Annotated in this window: 13 protein-coding genes; 6 read left to right on the top strand and 7 right to left on the bottom strand. The window is 31.2% G+C overall.

All coding sequences use genetic code 11. From position 1 onward, the window contains the following. Nucleotides 1-8: 8 nt before the first annotated feature. The 6 genes from IFB02_RS05925 to IFB02_RS05900 all read left to right on the top strand — a co-directional run bounded on the left by IFB02_RS05925 (nt 9) and on the right by IFB02_RS05900 (nt 9,481). Nucleotides 9-2,102 carry an FG-GAP-like repeat-containing protein gene (locus IFB02_RS05925; protein WP_106688136.1) on the top strand — a complete coding sequence of 698 codons (2,094 nt, stop codon included), beginning with the start codon at nt 9-11 and terminating at the stop codon, nt 2,100-2,102. Between the two features lie 92 nt (nt 2,103-2,194). Continuing rightward, nucleotides 2,195-4,357: a prolyl oligopeptidase family serine peptidase gene (locus IFB02_RS05920; protein WP_106688135.1), complete on the top strand. Its 2,163-nt coding sequence runs from the start codon at nt 2,195-2,197 to the stop codon at nt 4,355-4,357. Between the two features lie 68 nt (nt 4,358-4,425). Continuing rightward, a complete protein-coding gene (locus IFB02_RS05915) occupies nt 4,426-5,337 on the top strand; it encodes an ABC transporter ATP-binding protein (protein WP_106688134.1) in 912 nt (303 codons plus the stop codon). An 821-nt stretch (nt 5,338-6,158) separates the two neighbouring features. Further along, on the top strand, nt 6,159-7,520 hold the full coding sequence (locus tag IFB02_RS05910; protein WP_106688133.1) for a PcfJ domain-containing protein: 1,362 nt from the start codon (nt 6,159-6,161) through the stop codon (nt 7,518-7,520). Nucleotides 7,521-7,564: 44 nt separating this feature from the next. Further along, on the top strand, nt 7,565-8,956 hold the full coding sequence (locus tag IFB02_RS05905; protein WP_191073119.1) for an RtcB family protein: 1,392 nt from the start codon (nt 7,565-7,567) through the stop codon (nt 8,954-8,956). An 18-nt stretch (nt 8,957-8,974) separates the two neighbouring features. Further along, a complete protein-coding gene (locus IFB02_RS05900; RefSeq protein WP_191073118.1) occupies nt 8,975-9,481 on the top strand; it encodes a tetratricopeptide repeat protein in 507 nt (168 codons plus the stop codon). 50 nt (nt 9,482-9,531) lie between these two features. On the opposite strand, the gene IFB02_RS05895 is transcribed toward IFB02_RS05900, so the two are convergent. The 7 genes from IFB02_RS05895 to IFB02_RS05865 all read right to left on the bottom strand — a co-directional run bounded on the left by IFB02_RS05895 (nt 9,532) and on the right by IFB02_RS05865 (nt 18,557). Then, nucleotides 9,532-9,990, bottom strand: coding sequence for a GreA/GreB family elongation factor (locus IFB02_RS05895; protein ID WP_191073117.1), 459 nt, complete (start codon nt 9,988-9,990; stop codon nt 9,532-9,534). After that, entirely contained in the window at nt 9,971-10,675 is a 705-nt protein-coding gene (mtgA, locus tag IFB02_RS05890; protein ID WP_223878887.1) for a monofunctional biosynthetic peptidoglycan transglycosylase, read from the bottom strand. The genes IFB02_RS05895 and mtgA overlap by 20 nt, the downstream gene beginning before the upstream one ends. Continuing rightward, nucleotides 10,676-11,791, bottom strand: coding sequence for an NAD(P)/FAD-dependent oxidoreductase (locus tag IFB02_RS05885; protein WP_106688128.1), 1,116 nt, complete (start codon nt 11,789-11,791; stop codon nt 10,676-10,678). A 35-nt stretch (nt 11,792-11,826) separates the two neighbouring features. Continuing rightward, complete coding sequence (locus IFB02_RS05880; protein WP_146131251.1) at nt 11,827-13,170, bottom strand: hypothetical protein; 1,344 nt, start codon at nt 13,168-13,170, stop codon at nt 11,827-11,829. Between the two features lie 6 nt (nt 13,171-13,176). Then, the gene (locus IFB02_RS05875; protein WP_106688126.1) at nt 13,177-15,027 is read right to left on the bottom strand and encodes a hypothetical protein; all 1,851 of its coding nucleotides are present in this window, start codon (nt 15,025-15,027) and stop codon (nt 13,177-13,179) included. A 14-nt stretch (nt 15,028-15,041) separates the two neighbouring features. Beyond that, nucleotides 15,042-15,710 (bottom strand): hypothetical protein, encoded by a 669-nt coding sequence (locus tag IFB02_RS05870; protein ID WP_106688125.1) that lies wholly within the window; start codon nt 15,708-15,710, stop codon nt 15,042-15,044. Between the two features lie 108 nt (nt 15,711-15,818). Then, complete coding sequence (locus IFB02_RS05865) at nt 15,819-18,557, bottom strand: zinc-dependent metalloprotease (protein WP_106688124.1); 2,739 nt, start codon at nt 18,555-18,557, stop codon at nt 15,819-15,821. Between the last annotated feature and the right edge of the window lie 135 nt (nt 18,558-18,692).

Here is an 18,692-nt window from a genome sequence, read left to right as displayed (position 1 = left end):
TCAATCATATGAAAACAAAATTACTCCTTTTAGTATGCTTATTTATAAGTGTACTTAGTTTAGGTCAGTCTAATTCCAATTCTTGTGCAGAAGCAGATTCAGATACACCAATAACAACATCTAGTACATTTACAATTTCAGAAGTAAATGGTATTGGTATAGATGGATCTGAAATACCTTCTCCTATTTGTGCGCAAAACGGAAGTGGTGCAACAAATGGCGAATGGTACAAATACATACCAAACGATAATTACACAGTTACTATAACTACAGACTTGCCTCAAAACTCTGGTTTAGATACTAGAGTACATATATATTCTGGAACTTGCGGTAGCTTAGTTTGCGAAGGTGGTGATGATGATTCTGGCGATGGATTTTTATCTGTTGCAACTTTTAATGCAACAACAGGTACAACTTACTACATAGCATTTGATGATAGATGGAATGATAGTGGTTTTGATTGGGAATTAATAGAAGGAAATGTTGTTGTTCCTCCGCCACCAGCGCCAGTAACCTTTACACAGCAAGCACTTTCTACAACAGGTTCTAATAGAGCTGTAGTAGATATGAATGGTGATTTTTTAGACGATATTGTTGCTGTAAATGCAACAAACATTAACATTCGTCATCAATTAACAACTGGTGGATTTGATAATATTAATATTGCAACTACTTCTGCAGACTTTACGCCTAGCTGGAGTCTTGCTGCGGCAGATTACAATGCAGATGGTTATACAGATTTAGTATATGGTGGCGGATCTGGTGTAACATTTATGAGGTCTAATAGTACAGGAACTGCTTTTACTGAAATTTCTGGACCAGAATATGTGTTTTCTCAACGCTCTAATTTTGTAGATATAAATATGGATGGTCATTTAGACGCATTTGTATGTCACGATGTACAACCAACAGTATATTACATAAACGATGGTAACGGTAATCTAACCTACTATCAAACCGCAACTACTGGAGCACCTTTTAATTTAGGAGACTATTCTTCTGGTGGACATTACGGATCTATTTGGGTAGATTACGATAATGATGGAGATTCCGATATGTTTATCGCAAAATGTGGTGGTGAAGAAGCAAGAAGACGCAACCAAATGCATAGAAACGATTCTTATTTAGATGCAGGAAACAATTTAGTTGTAAGTTATACAGAAGTTTCAAATTCTATTGGACTGTCAGATCCAATGCAAACATGGTCTTCTGCTTGGGGAGATTTTGATAACGATGGTGATATGGATGTATTTGTTGGCGCTAGTTCTGGCGCACATAAATTAATGCGAAATGATATTGACGGAAGCGGAAACGTGACTTTTACAGATGTATCTTCTTCTTCAGGAGTTTTATTATTAACGTCTACAGGGATAGAAAATGTGACTTATGATTTTGACAACGACGGAAACTTAGACATTGCTTCCAACGGAAACTTGCTAATTGGTAACGGTGATATGACTTTTACCTTGTATGAAAACGTATTGCCTGTTGGCTCTTTTGGAGACTTAAATAACGATGGTTTTATTGATGGATTTAGTAGTGGTGGCACTATTTTTATGAACGATACAACAACCAATAACTGGATTACTATTAACACAGTTGGAACAGCAAGTAACATAAACGGAATTGGTGCAAGAATAACTATAGAAACACCATCTGGATTCCAAATAAGAGATGTAAGAAGTGGTGACGGATTTAGATACATGAACACCTTAAACACACATTTTGGTTTAGGTACAGACACTTCAATAACAAGTATTACAATTGAATGGCCTTCAGGTATAGTAGATACTATTTTTAATCCTACAATTAATCAATCACATAATTATGTAGAAGGCGCAAACCAATTAAGCATAGAAGAGTTCTTAATTTCAGACTTAATTTTATATCCTAATCCAACGACTCATTATTTAAATTTAAACACTGAAAATTATAACCTTAATAAAGCAGAATTTTCAGTTTTTGATATAACAGGAAGACAAGCCTTTAAAGGAAAAATTTATAATAACAAAGTGGATGTATCAAGATTACAAAGCGGAAATTACATTTTAAAAATAGATGTTAACGGTAGTGTAAAAGCTCAAAAATTCATCAAAAAATAAAATTCAACTTAAAAAAGTCTTAAAAAGCGTTTGTATTAGATATACAAGCGCTTTTTTCATTAATTTTAACCTATTAATTAAATCAACTTAAAATGAAAAAGCTTGCTATTGGTCTTTTATCGTTAATAACAATTATGTCTTGTAAAGAAGAAATGAAGCAGAAAGAAACAATAAAAGTCACCTATCCTGAAACAAAAAAAGTAGATACTGTAAACACCTATTTTGGTACAGAAGTCAAAGATCCATACAGATGGCTTGAAGACGATAGAAGCGCCGAAACTGAAGCTTGGGTTAAAGCCGAAAATAAAGTCACACAAGGTTATTTGGCTAATATTCCTTATCGCGAACAACTAAAAGATCGCTTATCTAAATTATGGAATTACGAAAAAATTGGCGCACCATTTATAGAAGGTGATTACACGTATTTTTATAAAAATGATGGATTACAAAACCAATACGTCATCTACCGTTACAAAACAGGAGATGATCCAAAAACAGCTGAAGTTTTCTTAGATCCAAATACATTTAAAGAAGATGGAACCATCTCACTTGGCGGAACAAGTTTCTCTAAAAATGGTAAAATTTTAGCTTATGCAATTTCAGAAGGTGGTAGCGATTGGCGTAAAATTTTAGTAATGGATGTAGAAACTAAAGAAATCATTGAAGACACTTTAGTAGATATAAAATTTAGTGGCATGTCTTGGTATAAAAACGAAGGATTTTATTATTCAAGCTATGACAAACCTAAAGGAAGTGAATTATCTGCAAAAACAGATCAGCACAAGGTTTACTATCACAAATTAGGAACATCTCAAAGTGAAGACCAATTAATTTATGGTGGCACAGAAGCCGAAAAACACCGTTATATTTATGGAAATGTGACAAGAGATGATAGATTCTTAATCATTTCACCTAGAGTTTCGACTTCAGGGAACAAGCTTCTAATTAAAGATTTAACAAAACCAAATAGCGATTTTGTAACTATTTTAGACCATACAGATAGTGATACGTATATTATAGAAAATGAAGACGATCAACTATTTTTAGTTACAAATCTTGAAGCGCCTAACCAAAGGTTAGTAACCGTTAATGCGTCAAACCCAACTCCAGAACACTGGAAAGACGTTATTCCGGAAACCAAAAATGTACTTAGTGCATCAAAAGCTGGTGGTTACTTTTTTGCAGAATATATGGTAGATGCTGTATCAAAAGTATTACAATATGAGTATTCAGGAAAATTAGTACGTGAAGTAGAATTACCAGGTGTTGGTAGTGCTGGCGGATTTGGTGCTAAAAAAGAAGAAAAAGAACTTTACTACTCATTTACCAATTACGTAACGCCAGGTAGCATATATAAATATGATATCGAAAACGGAACATCTGAGTTATACCGTAAACCAGAAATAGATTTTAATCCTGAAAATTATGAAAGTAAACAGGTGTTTTACACATCTAAAGATGGTACTAAAGTTCCTATGATAATTACACATAAAAAAGGATTAGAGCTTAATGGTAAAAACCCAACAATTTTATATGGTTATGGTGGATTTAATGTAAGCCTAACACCTAGTTTTAGTATTGCTAATGCGGTATGGATGGAACAAGGTGGTATTTATGCTGTTCCTAATTTACGTGGTGGCGGAGAATACGGTAAGGCTTGGCACGATGCAGGAACACAACAAAAAAAGCAAAACGTTTTTGACGATTTTATTGCTGCTGCAGAATATTTAATTACTAACAAATATACCTCTTCAGATTACTTAGCTATTAGAGGTGGATCAAATGGCGGTTTATTAGTTGGAGCAACTATGACACAACGTCCAGATTTAATGAAAGTAGCATTACCTGCTGTTGGTGTTTTAGATATGTTACGTTACCATACATTTACAGCTGGAGCAGGTTGGGCATACGATTATGGTACAGCAGAAGACAGTAAAGATATGTTTGAGTATTTAAAAGGATATTCGCCAGTACACAATGTAAAAGAAGGTGTACAATATCCTGCAACTATGGTAACTACAGGTGATCATGATGATAGAGTTGTACCTGCGCATAGTTTTAAATTTGCAGCAGAATTACAAGAAAAACAATCTGGAGACAATCCTGTATTAATTAGAATAGAAACCGATGCTGGTCACGGTGCTGGTACACCAGTTAGCAAAACCATAGAGCAATATGCAGATATTTATGGATTTACATTATTTAATATGGGCTTTAATGTACTACCTGAAAAAATTGAAAGTTTCAAAAATTAAAACATCTTAATATAAATTTAGACCTCACAAGTGTTAAAAACCTGTGAGGTCTTGTTATTTTTGCAACTATGCTAAACGTACAACATCTAACATTTTCCTATAAAAAAACACCTATTTTAAAAGACATTTCTTTTAAAGTTAATGCTGGCGAAAATCTCGCTATTATTGGTGAAAGTGGCTCAGGAAAAAGTACGTTATTAAATCTTATTTATGGCGAATTTGATTTAAACCAAGGACAAATCTTTTGGAAAGACACCGAAATTCTTGGTCCAAAATACAACTTGGTTATTGGTTACGAATTTATGAAATATGTACACCAAGAATTCGATTTGATGCCATACATAACCGTTGCCGAAAATATTGCTAAACATCTGTCAAGATTTTATCCAGAAGAACGCGAAGAACGTACCAACGAGCTTTTGAACGTTGTAGAACTTGAAGCATTTGCCAATGTAAAAGTAAAAACACTATCTGGCGGACAAAAACAACGTGTAGCACTAGCTAGAGCTTTAGCCAAACAACCTGAAATTATCTTATTGGATGAACCTTTTAGCCATATTGATAATTTTAAAAAACAAAGCTTAAGACGCAATGTGTTTAAGTACTTAAAAGACAAAAACATTACGTGCATTGTAGCTACACACGATAAAGAAGATGTTTTAGGGTTTGCCGACACAATGATTGTACTAGAAAACCAACAAATTTTAGAACAAGGCAAACCAGAAGCGTTGTACAACAATCCCAAAACACCTTTAATTGCTTCGTTTTTTGGCGAATTTAATATGATTGATGACAAAATTGTTTACGCAAATCGGTTGGAAGTTGTTGAAAAATCTAACCTAAAAGCAACTGTAATCACCAGTTATTTTAAAGCCTATCATTATTTAATTGAAGCTGATTTAAATGGTGAAAAAGTATTTTTTGAGCATCACACTTCAATAGAAAAAGGTCAAGAGGTTTATTTATCTATTTCAGAATAATTATTTCATTATAAGTTTTATAAGCTATACTTTTTTCATTTTTTTGTTAATCTAAAAAGCATTTTTCAAATAAAAGTTTAATATTTGCACTGTAAAAATTAAAAAACACCTTTATGAATCTATTAAAATCACATAATCCGGACGCAAAATTGTGCCTTTTTTAGTATTAATAGATTTAGATAAACAATATAAAGTTTAATAAAAGCGTCCAAATTAATTTTTTGGACGCTTTTTTTTATAAATTTTTTCAATGTCAATTAACAATGTGCTAATTAACTACATAACAGACCATCAAGCACTTAGATTTCTGAAGTAATTCGGATAGGATTTCTATTATCTAAAATTAATATAACTGTTTGATTTTTAGCAAATTAATTTCATAATTTATTTGGATTTTACTAAAATTCAATTTTATATTTGCACCGCATTATTGCAACAAAACAATTTTAAAACGAAGTAAAATGTTTCACATTAAAACAAATCAATGTATAGCGACAGAACTAGGTTTTGTAGTATACACGCTTCGTGACATCTTTCCGGATAAATAGACATCTATTTTTATCATATAAAGAAGTCCGAAGCCTAAAAGTTTCGGATTTTTTTATGCCTTATTTTAAAAAATATCAGGATACGTATTCCGAAATAAATTCAATCAACACTTTTTAAAACAATGTTGAGTTGAACAGATTTTTAATTTTTAAAAATCGCTTTCAAATTAAATAGTAACAGCCAAATTAAGACATGATTACATACAATTTAAAAACATGTATTGAAAATTTAAGTGGCTTTACATAGGTAATAATCTTGTAAAGAACTTTAAAATGAAAACAAATTGGAACACACAGAACAAAGACTTAAAGCAAAGTGCTTACATAACATTAGTTGAAAAAATATACTTAGAGCAAAACACACCAACTAGATATAATGGATCTATCGAATCTATGCTTAAAGAATTTTTTTCTAAAACAAGCAACAAAAAATACTTGTGGAAGAGAGAAACATTTAAGCGATTATTAGTTCATGTTTATAATCAAAAATGTTTTGCATTACTAAGATGCTATGATAGTGTCAATGTTTTACATAATATAAGTTCTTTCGGAAATGTAACTGTAAGACCTGTAGAAGAATGGAAAAAAATATCTGGTAACAACAATGATCAATTAAGCTCTTTAATAAGACACAGTTTTGCAAGATATGACGTGCCAAAATTTTTAGAACAAGTATTTTATACAAGTGAAAAAAAACAAATGTATTGGTACGTACAACTAGGAAAAGGAAAAAGTGTTAAAAGCTTATCTAATATGCCTGTTAAGCTTACAAGTAAAATGGCTCATGAGTTTAGAAACGCTCCATCTTTTTTGACAGTATATGAAGCTTTAATATACGCACAAGCGTTAGGCTATGGAGCTTCTACTAAAGTTGCAAAATTGATAGCTCATTCTAGGTTGTCTATTATAAGAGATGAAAATCAAGCTTTTTGGGCAACAGTTGTTCAATTTTTTTCTAAAGAAGAGAATTTAGAGGTGAATGAGTTAAATAGTGTTGTAGACTATTTAACATTCAAACATCAAGAAAATTCATCTTTTTCTATGAAAAACAGAACTTACAAAAGCCTATTAAGTCAATCTGAAGAATGGCACCAAAATGTTTATTTAAAACAAAATGGAGAAAACTATTCTTGGGAATCATCAGGTATCAAACCTTTATATTTTGAAGAAATAGTTGACAATAAAAAAGTGGTTTATAAAACCGAAGAGCTTTTAACTTCAGCTGCACTTTTTGATGAAGGTAACGCAATGAAGCACTGTGTTGCAGAATATGATGAAGACTGTTTAGAACAAAGTTGTGCTATATTTTCTTTGAGAAAAGAGGTAGAAGGAGAGCCAATAAAACGTTTAGTAACATTAGAAGTCGGGTTACAAAATTTTGAAATTATTCAAGCAAAAGCTGTTTGTAATCAAGAACCTGACAAAAAATCCTTAGCGCTTATAAATTACTGGGTAAACAACTCTCAAGTAAGACAAAAAACTGTACAGGAGTTTCAGCAAGTGCAACCTTTAGCTTATCAAAGAATGGTTGAAAGAAGACAGATAAATAACAGACAAGAATTTGACTCAGCTTTAATGATCAAAGTAATTTTTTGGATTTTATATGTCCTATTTAGGATAATGATGAACAATTAAAACAGAAGGCGATTAAAAGTCGCCTTCTAATCAAAACCAAAACAATGGGAAAGAAATTAAGTGGAAAAGACCTAATCAAATTAGGCTTTCCCAAAAATAACAGTATTAATGTGACTTTAGGTCAGATTAATCGCTATCAAAAACGAGTAAAAAAAGAGAAAATATTAATTGAAGCAAAAAAAGTATTACTAAATCCTGAAGCATATAAAGGAGATGGCGTTTGGGGGAAAATAGCTGAAAGTCTATTAGATCCAGTAAATGTGACAAAACAAAAACTTAATACACATCGCGCACCTTTTCAAATTTATGGAGAAAATGAAATTGATGACCAAGCTAAGTATCAATTATTCGATGCTTTAAAATTACCAATTTCTGTAGCTGGAGCTTTAATGCCAGATGCACACGTTGGTTACGGATTACCAATTGGCGGTGTGTTAGCCACTAAAAACGCGGTAATACCGTATGGAGTTGGTGTAGATATTGGATGCAGAATGTGTTTAACTATATATCCTGTTAAGGCATCTTACTTAAAAGGCAAAAAGCATCAATTGGAAAACATCTTGTTAGAACACACTAAATTTGGTATGTACGAAACGCATAAAATAAAACACGATGATCCAATTTTTGAACGTGATGAGTTTAAGACCATTCCGCTAGTAAAGCGATTAAAAGATAAAGCTTACAAACAATTAGGCACATCAGGTGGAGGAAATCACTTTGTAGAATTTGGAGTCATTAGTATACTAGATATAAATAATGAATGGGATTTACCATTGGGTGATTATTTAGGCGTTTTATCGCATAGCGGTTCGCGTGGATTAGGTGCAAACATTGCAAAACACTATACGTATTTAGCAACAAAACAATGTCCTTTACCTAAACATGTACAACATTTAGCTTGGCTAGATTTGAATACTCATGATGGTCAAGAGTATTGGTTAGCTATGAATTTAGCAGGTGATTATGCCAGAGCTTGTCATGATAATATCCATAAACGTATAAGTAAACTCTTAGGTGAAAAACCTATTGTAAAAATAGATAATCACCACAATTTTGCTTGGAAACAAGAGGTAAACGGTGAAGAATGTATCGTGCACAGAAAAGGAGCAACACCTGCAAAAAAAGGAGAATTAGGTATTATTCCTGGATCTATGACTGCGCCTGGATTTATAGTAAGAGGATTAGGTAACACTAATAGTTTACAATCGGCATCTCACGGAGCTGGACGCGTATTGTCCAGACGACAATGTAAAACAACATTAACACAAAGCGCTATTAAAAAAGAGCTACAAAATCATGATGTTTCACTAATTGGTGGCGGTATTGACGAAGCGCCTATGGCATACAAAAACATAGAAACTGTAATGAAAAATCAACAAGAATTAGTTGAAGTCATAGGGAAATTTACACCAAAAATCGTGAGAATGGATAGATAAAATTTTAAAAATGAAATTATGGGAACACATATATTAAACAATTATATCTTTAAAGCTCTAGATGCTTATCCATATGAATTAGAGAAAGCTACACAAGCCATAAATTATGCTTTATCATACAATGAAAAAGACACTATGGCATTATGTTTAAAAGGACGAATCTATGCTGAAACTTTGAAAGATTACGATACAGCTAAAATAATTTACACTGAAGCACTTGCAGAAAATATTAATGCATTTCATATCTATCCTCATTATATAAACGCTTTATTATGGAATGAAGATTATGAAGAAGCTGAACGTTTTATTGATTTTGCATTAAAAGTAAAAGGGTCTGATAAAGTAGAATTATACCATAAAAAAGCTGTTCTTTTTGAACATCAAGGTTTGTATAAAAAAGCTTTAAATAAAATAAAACTCGCTAAACGTTTTAACTACGATAGCAGCAATATTTATGACTTAAAAGAATCAGAATCTAGGATAAAAGATAAAATGCCTAAAAAGGCTAAAAAGAAGAAGAAATAAATCTTAGAAAGGAAGAAAGTGGACTGACATATATTGGTCTGCTTTTTTGCTTATATAATCTCTGTAATTTCAAAAGTCATATTTCTAAAAGTTACTTTATCACCAACCGATTTTCCGAGAAGTAATTGACCAATTGGTGTACTTGCAGAAATGGCGTAAAATGTGTCACCTTCTACTTGAAGTTCTCCAGCGCTAATACTAATAAAATAGTTGGATGTTGTGGTAAAAACAACGCTACCTAAACCAATGTTTTTAGAGGTTGATTCGGTGTTAATTTTAGACAAAATTTGTTTCGTTTTTTCAATTTCAGCTAATTGATGTCCTGCTTTTTCGCGCTCTAATTGTAACATGGCGCGACCTGTTTCGTGCTTATCGCCAGCGCTACTTTTGGTTTCGCTTTGCAGGCTTTGTTTTATATCTTCAATAACCGCCAAAACACTTTGTAAACGCGTTTCTAAACTTTGGTTACAAAGCTGTAATAATTGGGTTTTAATGCTTCGGTTTTTCATCGTTTTTCTTAGGAAATTTTAATGGTCCGTAAAAACCCATTTGTTTGATAATCCATTGTTTTCTAGCTGAAATATAACTGGTTGCTGGTTGCGCTTTATAGCGTCTTGGGTTAGGCAAAATTGCAGCAATTGCAGCGGATTGATTCATATTTAATCGGTTAGCCGATATACCAAACCAATGTTGTGCTGCTGCTTCAGCGCCATAAACGCCATTACCCATTTCGATACTGTTAAGATACACTTCTAAAATGCGTTCTTTAGACCATAGTTTTTCGATTAAAAAGGTAAAATAAGTTTCTAAACCTTTGCGTAACCAACTTCTGTTTGGCCATAAAAACACATTTTTTGCAGTTTGCTGACTTATAGTACTTGCGCCTTTAATACGTTTTGATTTTTTATTGTTTTGGTAAGCCTTTTCAATAGCTTCCATATCAAAACCATTATGGATTACAAATTTCTGGTCTTCACTACAAATCACAGCTTTTTGCAAATGCATCGAAATTGCTTCCATTTTAACCCATTTATGTTTAAACGTTGAGGTTTTTTCGGTGTTTTCAAAAGAACGAATAGCCATTAAAGGTGTGTAATATACAGGTATGTAACGATACAATGCTACCCATAACACTGTAATTACGACAAACCAAAAACAACATTTTAATAGAAAACGAAAGAGTCTTTTCATTATTTAATTTAGGGTTATTTCTGCTAATTCTTTACCAATTAAGCTGCCAATTGCTACACCCATTCCGCCAAGTCTAACACCACAAAATACATTATTAGAAAGTTGTTTTACAATAGCCTTTTTTTGTTTACCAACGCCCATAATACCAGACCAACGCTGATTGATTTCAAAATCTATTTCGGGTAAAATCGTGGTTTTTAAAAGTGTTTCCAATTTGTTTTGAATGAGCTTGGTTTGGGCAAATTCGGTAGTTTCTTCGGTTTTAAAATCAAGGTTGCGTCCGCCACCAAATAGGATGCGATTATCAATATTTCTGAAATAATAATAGCCTTGATCTAAATGAAATGTGCCTTGTATATGTAAGTTTTTTATTGGTTTTGTAATGAGTACTTGTGCTCGTGCTGGTTTTACGTTTGGTATGTTTAATTGTGAAGCAAATCCATTAGTGGCAATCATTAATTTTGATGTTGAAAACTCGAATTGATTCGTCTTTATTTTTACCAAATTTTGGTCTTCCACAAAACTTTCAACAGTAATATTATTTAAAATTTTTATGCCTTTAGATTGTGCTTTTTGTAGTAAAGCAGACATCATTTTTCCTGTGTCTATTTGACCTTCAAACTGATTAAAAATATATTGGTTTTTTATATTCTTAAAATTGAAACTATTGTCTTTTACGCTAAACACTTCAGCATTAAAAAGTGGTTTTAATAGATTGTTGATATCTTGTTTTTTTGACAAGCAATTTTCAAATAAATTGTCGTTTTCGGTAAACAATTCGTATCCACCAAAAGCTTGATAATTTATGGTTGTATCGCCTAAGGTTTGTCGTAGTAATTGCAAGCCTTCAATACGCTTTTTAACTAAGTTAAATACCTCTGCTTCGGTATGCGAATTTAAATCGTCTAAAATTTCACTCAAGCTACCAAAGCAAGCAAATCCTGCATTTTTAGTACTTGCGCCTTGTGGTAACATCCCTTTTTCAAGAATTAAAATATTGGCTTTGGGATACATTTTTTTTAATTGCAATGCACAATTTAAACCAACAATGCCGCTTCCTATAATAGTGAAATCTAAGTTGGTTAACCACGATTTTATTTCCCAGTAACTAAAGTTCATTTTCAAAATAAATTAATGGTAGAAAAATACAACTATTAGTTTTTAAGTTGCATTAATAGGTTAATTTTTTTGTTTTTAGAACTTAATTTCCCATTAATACTTAAGGTATTTTGGTCTTCCTGATTTGCAGTAATATTTAATGTGTTTAACTGTTCTAAATTGAAATTAAAAAAGGTAAATAATTGCTGATTTTTAACTTGATTAAAATCGACTTGAAGTGAAAACACATGCTTTGCAGTTGTATTTAATTTGCTGAATTTGGCCTGTTTTTGTGTAGATATTAATACGTCCTGAGTAGTTGTATCTGCATGTAATTGGTACAAAGGGAAAATTTTAGAATTAACCGTTTTTTGATTTACTATGTTTGAATTGTTTAAATACTGAAAAAGTTTTGAAGCATTTGCATCTAATTGTAAATTAATATTTGGTACGTCTTTATTAACTAAAGTTTTGATTGGAACTTTTTCGAAATCGTCATTATAATCGTAAGTAACAATTGTATCTTCTTGTTGGGTTTTCCCATCTACAAAAAGTGAATAATAACCATTCAAATTATAATTTATAGAGTCTAAATGTATTGTTGTGGTATCTATTGTAACAGTGCCTAAATTGCCTTTATACATAAGGTTTAAATAGGCTTGCAAACTATTGTTTTTGCTATAATTAACGCTTTTTAGTGGTTTAGGAATTTCAAATTGATTGGATAATTGTAATTGACCATGAATATCTAAATTTCCGTTTTTAACCATTAGATTAATAATCTTATTTGGAGAAACTATAGAGACGTGCGCATCTTGTTTTTTAAGTTTATCTAATGTTTCAGTATTTGGGATTAGTGTGTTTTTATTAGTAAATATTTCTAATAATACATCGTCTACATTAGCCTGACTTGGGTTAAATATTAAAATAGATTTTTCTGTATTATATGCTACTGTAAGTGTGTTTTTATTGTTGCTATATAACGTGTAATTATTATTTTTTGAAATTGGTTTTAAGGCGTATTTTTTACTTAAATATTGACTAAAATCACTGCTATCTTTAATTTTAATTACACTAAACCATGTTGTAGATGGTTTACTTTTAAGTGTATAAATAAATATATTTGATGGTAATGAAAATCCTGTTTTAAGCGAATCTTTCACTTTTATAGAATCTTTATTTTTAGTATTATTATCGTAATAATAAGATGGATTTTTTAAAGCATTAAACACTATAGATTTTGCGGTTTTATCTACACTTAGTTTAATTATTGTACTAGCCTCTTTATGTATTACATTTTTATAAGACATATAATCACGGTACTTTAATATGCCTATAAAAATTAAGAGCAGCACACTAATACAAATGGCTGCTCTAATTATTATTTTTTTAATATTCATTAAATATTATTTTGCTAACTCTTCAATAGTATTAAAGATGTATTTTAAAGCATTTTCTTGGTTAGAAGGTACTTTGATTACCATTTCGGTTTGAATGGAGTTACCTTTGATTTTTGAGGTTTTAAAATACGCGTCTTCTGTGTTATTTAAAAACCATTTAAACTTACCTGTTTTATCCATGTTCATCTCTTCCATAGGAAGTTGTTTTGCCAATTGTTTAGGACTTAAAAACATAGACGATGTATTTTTAGTTAGTAGTTTTTTGTGTGCAGAAGAAAGTTTTGCTTTAAACGTTCCGTTTAAAATCTTTGTCATCTCTAACTGGTTGGTTCCTAAAAATATTATATCATCTTTTATTACAAAATACATGCTTAATGGACTTTTTGGAACTTGAATTTTATACAAACCATTAGAATACGTTACTAATTGCTTGTTTCTTGTATAATCTAAAACCTTATTTATTATTGTTGGATCTTCTGTAGATGCCATTAATAAAAAGTCTGGAATAGTTTCATTTTTGGTTTTTTCTACTTCTTCATACTCATAATCTTCATTGTACTGATAGGTTGTGTATGTAACTTCTTGACTTGATAAACCAGATAGTAAAAATAACATATCACCTTTAAGGACATCTGCGACTGCTTTTTCATCTAATAATAGTGAAAATAGATCTATCCCTAAACTTGCTTCTTCTGCATAATTTGGCAAGTTTTTATATACCTCTTTTATTAGTTTTGGGTATTCTTTTAAGGTTTCTTCTGTATCCATTGCATAGCTCATGTATGCAATTAACTTATCTTCGTTGATGTAGTTTAAAAACTTTTTATTTAATGGTCTTGATGTCATTTTTTTATAGCTATTTGCCATACTTGGTGACATTGTATAGGTTGCTTCTAGCTTCATCAAATCTTCTTCTAGATATAAATTAGCATACAATCCTGTATCTGCATACATTTTGGACATATCAAATCCAGAAAACTCGGTATAATAAGAGTAAGGCATAAAGCTTTTGTAAATAGCCTGAAAATCTCCTATCCAAATTGATGCTTCTGCATCTTTATCTAAACTTTTAGAAAATTTACTGTTATCTAATATTGAATGGCTTTGTTGGCTATTTAATACTTGCGCTGCTTTGTTAAAAGACCATTGCTCTTCTAATTTAGATTTAATTTCGTAATCGCTATTACCATTACTGTAATTATCGTAGGTTTGATCATCTAATGTATCGTCTTCCTCTTCATTATAATCTTCATCATAATTATCCTCTTCGTTGTAGTCTTCTTCGTAATTATCTTCTTGATCTTCTTTTATTAAATATTCTACATCTTCTTCGGCATATAATGATTGATCATAATACGTAAGACCGTATCTATCTGCTATTTCTTTTTGATCAAAATAAGATTGTACTAAACTACCATAAACAAACACAAAATTATTGTTGTCCCAAACGGTTGCTTCACTTCCATTATTTTCTGTAGTTTTAACACCGTTTACAGTAGTTATAGTCTTGTTTTTGTCTTTTAAAAACGTTTCGAACGTTGTAATGTTTTTAATCGGGATAATTAAGGTATTGTAAAAAATACTATCGTTTGATTGATAAAAGTAATGAGCGGTATTTTCTAAATCTAATCCTAGTTGATTTAAAGACGTATACGTGTTATTGTTATCAGAAATTTCTTTTAACATCTCTTTTGCCATCATGGTATTATCTAGCTCTTCCATAGATAACATCTGAAATAAGTTTTTTCCCTTTATACTCGCTACTATACTTGCGTCTTGAGGTATTTTTGAAAAATTGTCTTGTGCAAAACTAATGGTAGTTGCACAAAGCATTAGGAAGCTTAAAATAGTTTTCATTTAATTTTTTGTGGTTATTTTTTAAGTTGAATTTGATTATTAAAATTGCTGCTGCCATTTATTATATCCATCGCATTTAAGCGTTGCATAATAGCTTTTTTGGATTTTGAAATTTTTGCAGAAGTACTTGTTTGTGAAGAAATCTCTGAAGCAAATCTATATATTATAGTGTATGATGCGTCTTTAAATACCTTTTTGTTTTCTTCTTTTAACTTATTGTATTGTTTTTTTATCTCTGGTGAATAGGTGTATTTTCTTTTGAAATTACCTTTATTTACATCGAAAAAATAAGAAGATAATGCTGTAGTTTTTTTGTTTTTACTTAGAGCATCTTGTAACAAATTATTGATATTATCTATGCTTTTGAAATCACATTTTATAGAAAACACAAAATTATCGTAATCTTCTGTTTTTTGTATGTTAGTAATTCCTGTTGCTTGATTTAATTCTGAAACAACATCTTTTAAAACATTTTGAATATCTTTTCTGGAAGGTACTTTTACACCATTTATAGAGTCTAAAAGCATAATTGAAGCGAGTTTAGATTTACTTTGACTCATGTTTAAAGTAAAAGTCATGCTTCCTGAACCGTCTTTTTTTAAATCTACTTCTTCTACTACTTCAAAACAAGAAATACAACATAGACAAAGTACAAATAAAGAAACTAGTTTAAAAAACTTCATTTTAATAGCGATTAATAATATTTCAAATATAACGAAGCTTAACTAATAAAAATAAAAAACTCCGAAAAGGTTTATTTTTCGGAGTTTTAATTATTGAAATTTGTAAAATTAATCTACTAAAATCTTTTTAGTTATAGTTTGTCCTCCATTATTAATATTTAATAAATATAATCCTGATTGAACATTACCTAAATTAATTGTTTGATTAAAATCACCGTTAGCATTATAAGCTTTTGATAACACAGATCGTCCTCTTACATCATAAACCTCTAAAGTTACATCATCTTTAGCTCCAGAAAACTTTACAGTAAATTCTCCGTTATTTGGATTAGGATAAATAGATAACGAATTATTAAGTTCGAAAGAATTTGTAGATAATACAGGCTCTGTTACAGTACTACAAATTGTAATAGTTGTAGAGTTCCAAGTTGCAATATTACCATCGCCTACAGCGATATCTGTTATATAAAAAATCCAATCTCCTGCTGAGTTTGTTCCATCTGCGTTAGAAAGTGCTGTTTGAGGTAATACATTATCTCCATTAGCAGTAGATGCACAATTTATAGCTGTTCCTTCATCATCAAAAATAAAATCTGCATTTTGAGATCCTGCACATACACCAGAAGCTAATCCATCTACTCCAGTTCCTAAATATTCTGGATATCTATATGCATAATATAAATCTCCATTATTGTTATGAGTTATATCAACTGCAATATTAACATCTGTAATAGTGTAGGCGTCAGGTATATTTAAAACATAACCAGCATATGAACCTGAATTTTCAGGAACAGAAATCCCTGCATTAAACACATAATCTTGACAAGTGTCTACTGTAGTATAAGTATAATCTCCTATTGCGAAAAAATAATCATTTACATTAAAAAATATATTTCCGGCACCTTCAACCATTATTCTACAATATGGTGCAGATACATTTGGCACTGTAATATCATGAGATCCATCGTTTGGTACATTAGATGCTAAAACTGTATCAAAATTTTGTCCACCATCTGTAGATAATAAGATGTTTACATTAGCTGTATTTACACCATTAGCTGTTGTTCCTGCTACGTTCCAAGTGATAGTTTCGGTAGTACCTTGTGTCCAAACAATTTGGTTTGTATTTTGAGAAGTAACAATAAATGGTCCAGCAGCAGCATTTACTGTTGCAGTCATAGCATCTACTGCTGTTTGTCCACCATTTGGATCGTTATCACGTACTGTAAGTCTAAAATTAATATCTCTGTTTACTGATGCTAATTTCTCCCAAGTTGTAGAAACACCACCATCAACCATAATATCTTCAAGTCTAGGAATATATCTAGTAGGATTATCTGTGCCCTCAAAAGATCTAACTAATGGACCAGATGTATTAGTCTCTGCTGGTAATCCAGCAGCTCCTAAATCATATTGCTCCCAAGTGAATGTATGAGTACCTGTTCCATTAACATCTGTAGAACTACCTGTAAGCTTATAAGGTGTTAATCCTGGTATAGTGTAATTTGCGCCAGCAATTGCTACTGGAGCTGTATTTCCTGTCGGTGTTTGAGCTGCACATGTACTATTTCCAATAAAAATATTATCCCACATCATCTGTAAACTTTTTTGATGAAAATATGCATCACTATTAGACTGTACGTTTTGAGGTGCACATATACCAGCATAAGCCATAATTGTACTACCACTTCCAGGCTCATAAGCATTAGAAGCTGTTCTATTACCATTACAACTACCAGTATTTCCGTTAAACGTATGCGGTGCACCATATTGATGACCTATCTCATGTGCAACATAATCTACATCATAAGGATCTCCTATTGGAGCAGGAGAACCTGTGATACCTCTTGCTTTATTAGAAGTACAAGGTGAATTTAATTGCGCTAATCCACCACCACCAGTAGAAAACGTATGACCTATATCGTAATTAGTAAAGCCTATATTAGCGTCTATAACTGTCTGGCTTTCGTTAATTAAAGCACCAGCATTATTATTAGAAAAACTATCTGAGTTAATAAATATTACATCTTCGTTATTAGCAACTAATGTCATTGTAACAGATAAATCTCTTTCGTATATAAAGTTATTACGGTTTAATGTTACAACCATTGCAGCAAGCACAGCAGCTTTTTTAGAGGCTTCAGTGTCTCCTGCAGTTAAACCTGCAGCTGTCCAATGAAATTCTGAATATTCTATTGTACATGCAAGAGCTAATCTAAAGTTTCTCATTATACCATCGTTAGCATTAAATGAGGTTGTTTGATTAAAACTTCTTTCAGTTGTGTCTTCTGTATCTTCATCAAAATGACATACCCATTCTTGATCTAAACGAGGTAAGTCTTTTTTTGCATAAACAATATAGTCATTACCGTTTTTTGTGTAAGGATCTATAAACTCAAACCCAACACCAGAAATAAAGGACATAGTATGTAAACCTTGAGGTGTGATACTAAACCTCATAATATTAGTAGGATTATCTATACTTTGAGCAACATATGTTCTTATGTTAGAATATTTATTTTGTAATTGATCTTCCATAACAGAAGCTTCTTTTACTCTAAAATTCTCAAAAGAATTATTTGAAGTTGGAAAAGAAACTATCTTGTTTGATATAACATCAAGATTTTTTCTTTTAGGTGCGTCCTGAAGATAATTTTTTAAAGCCTGAATATCTAAAGTATAATATTGAGCTTTAACAGGTTCTGTCTTTCTAAAATTTAATTGTTTTTTGGAAGCTTTCCCCTTTGTTGTAGCTGTCCAAAAAGATCGTCCATCTTGAGCCATTATATTTAACGTGAACATTAAAAACAATAAAGCTAAGATGCTATTCTTGTAGTTTTTTTTCATAAAAATAGGATGTTAGTGTATTAATTATATAAAATTATAAGTATCTTTCTGTATATACAAGTAAAGAACGTTAAATGTTATTTTATAATGAATAAAATTATTTTTTTGGTATTATTATGTATTTCTTGTAAACCT

It is taken from the genome of Mesoflavibacter profundi, assembly GCF_014764305.1.
GTDB classification, from domain to species: domain Bacteria; phylum Bacteroidota; class Bacteroidia; order Flavobacteriales; family Flavobacteriaceae; genus Mesoflavibacter; species Mesoflavibacter profundi.
Note: the sequence above shows the minus strand (reverse complement) of the source record. Positions and strands in the feature narration are given on the sequence as shown.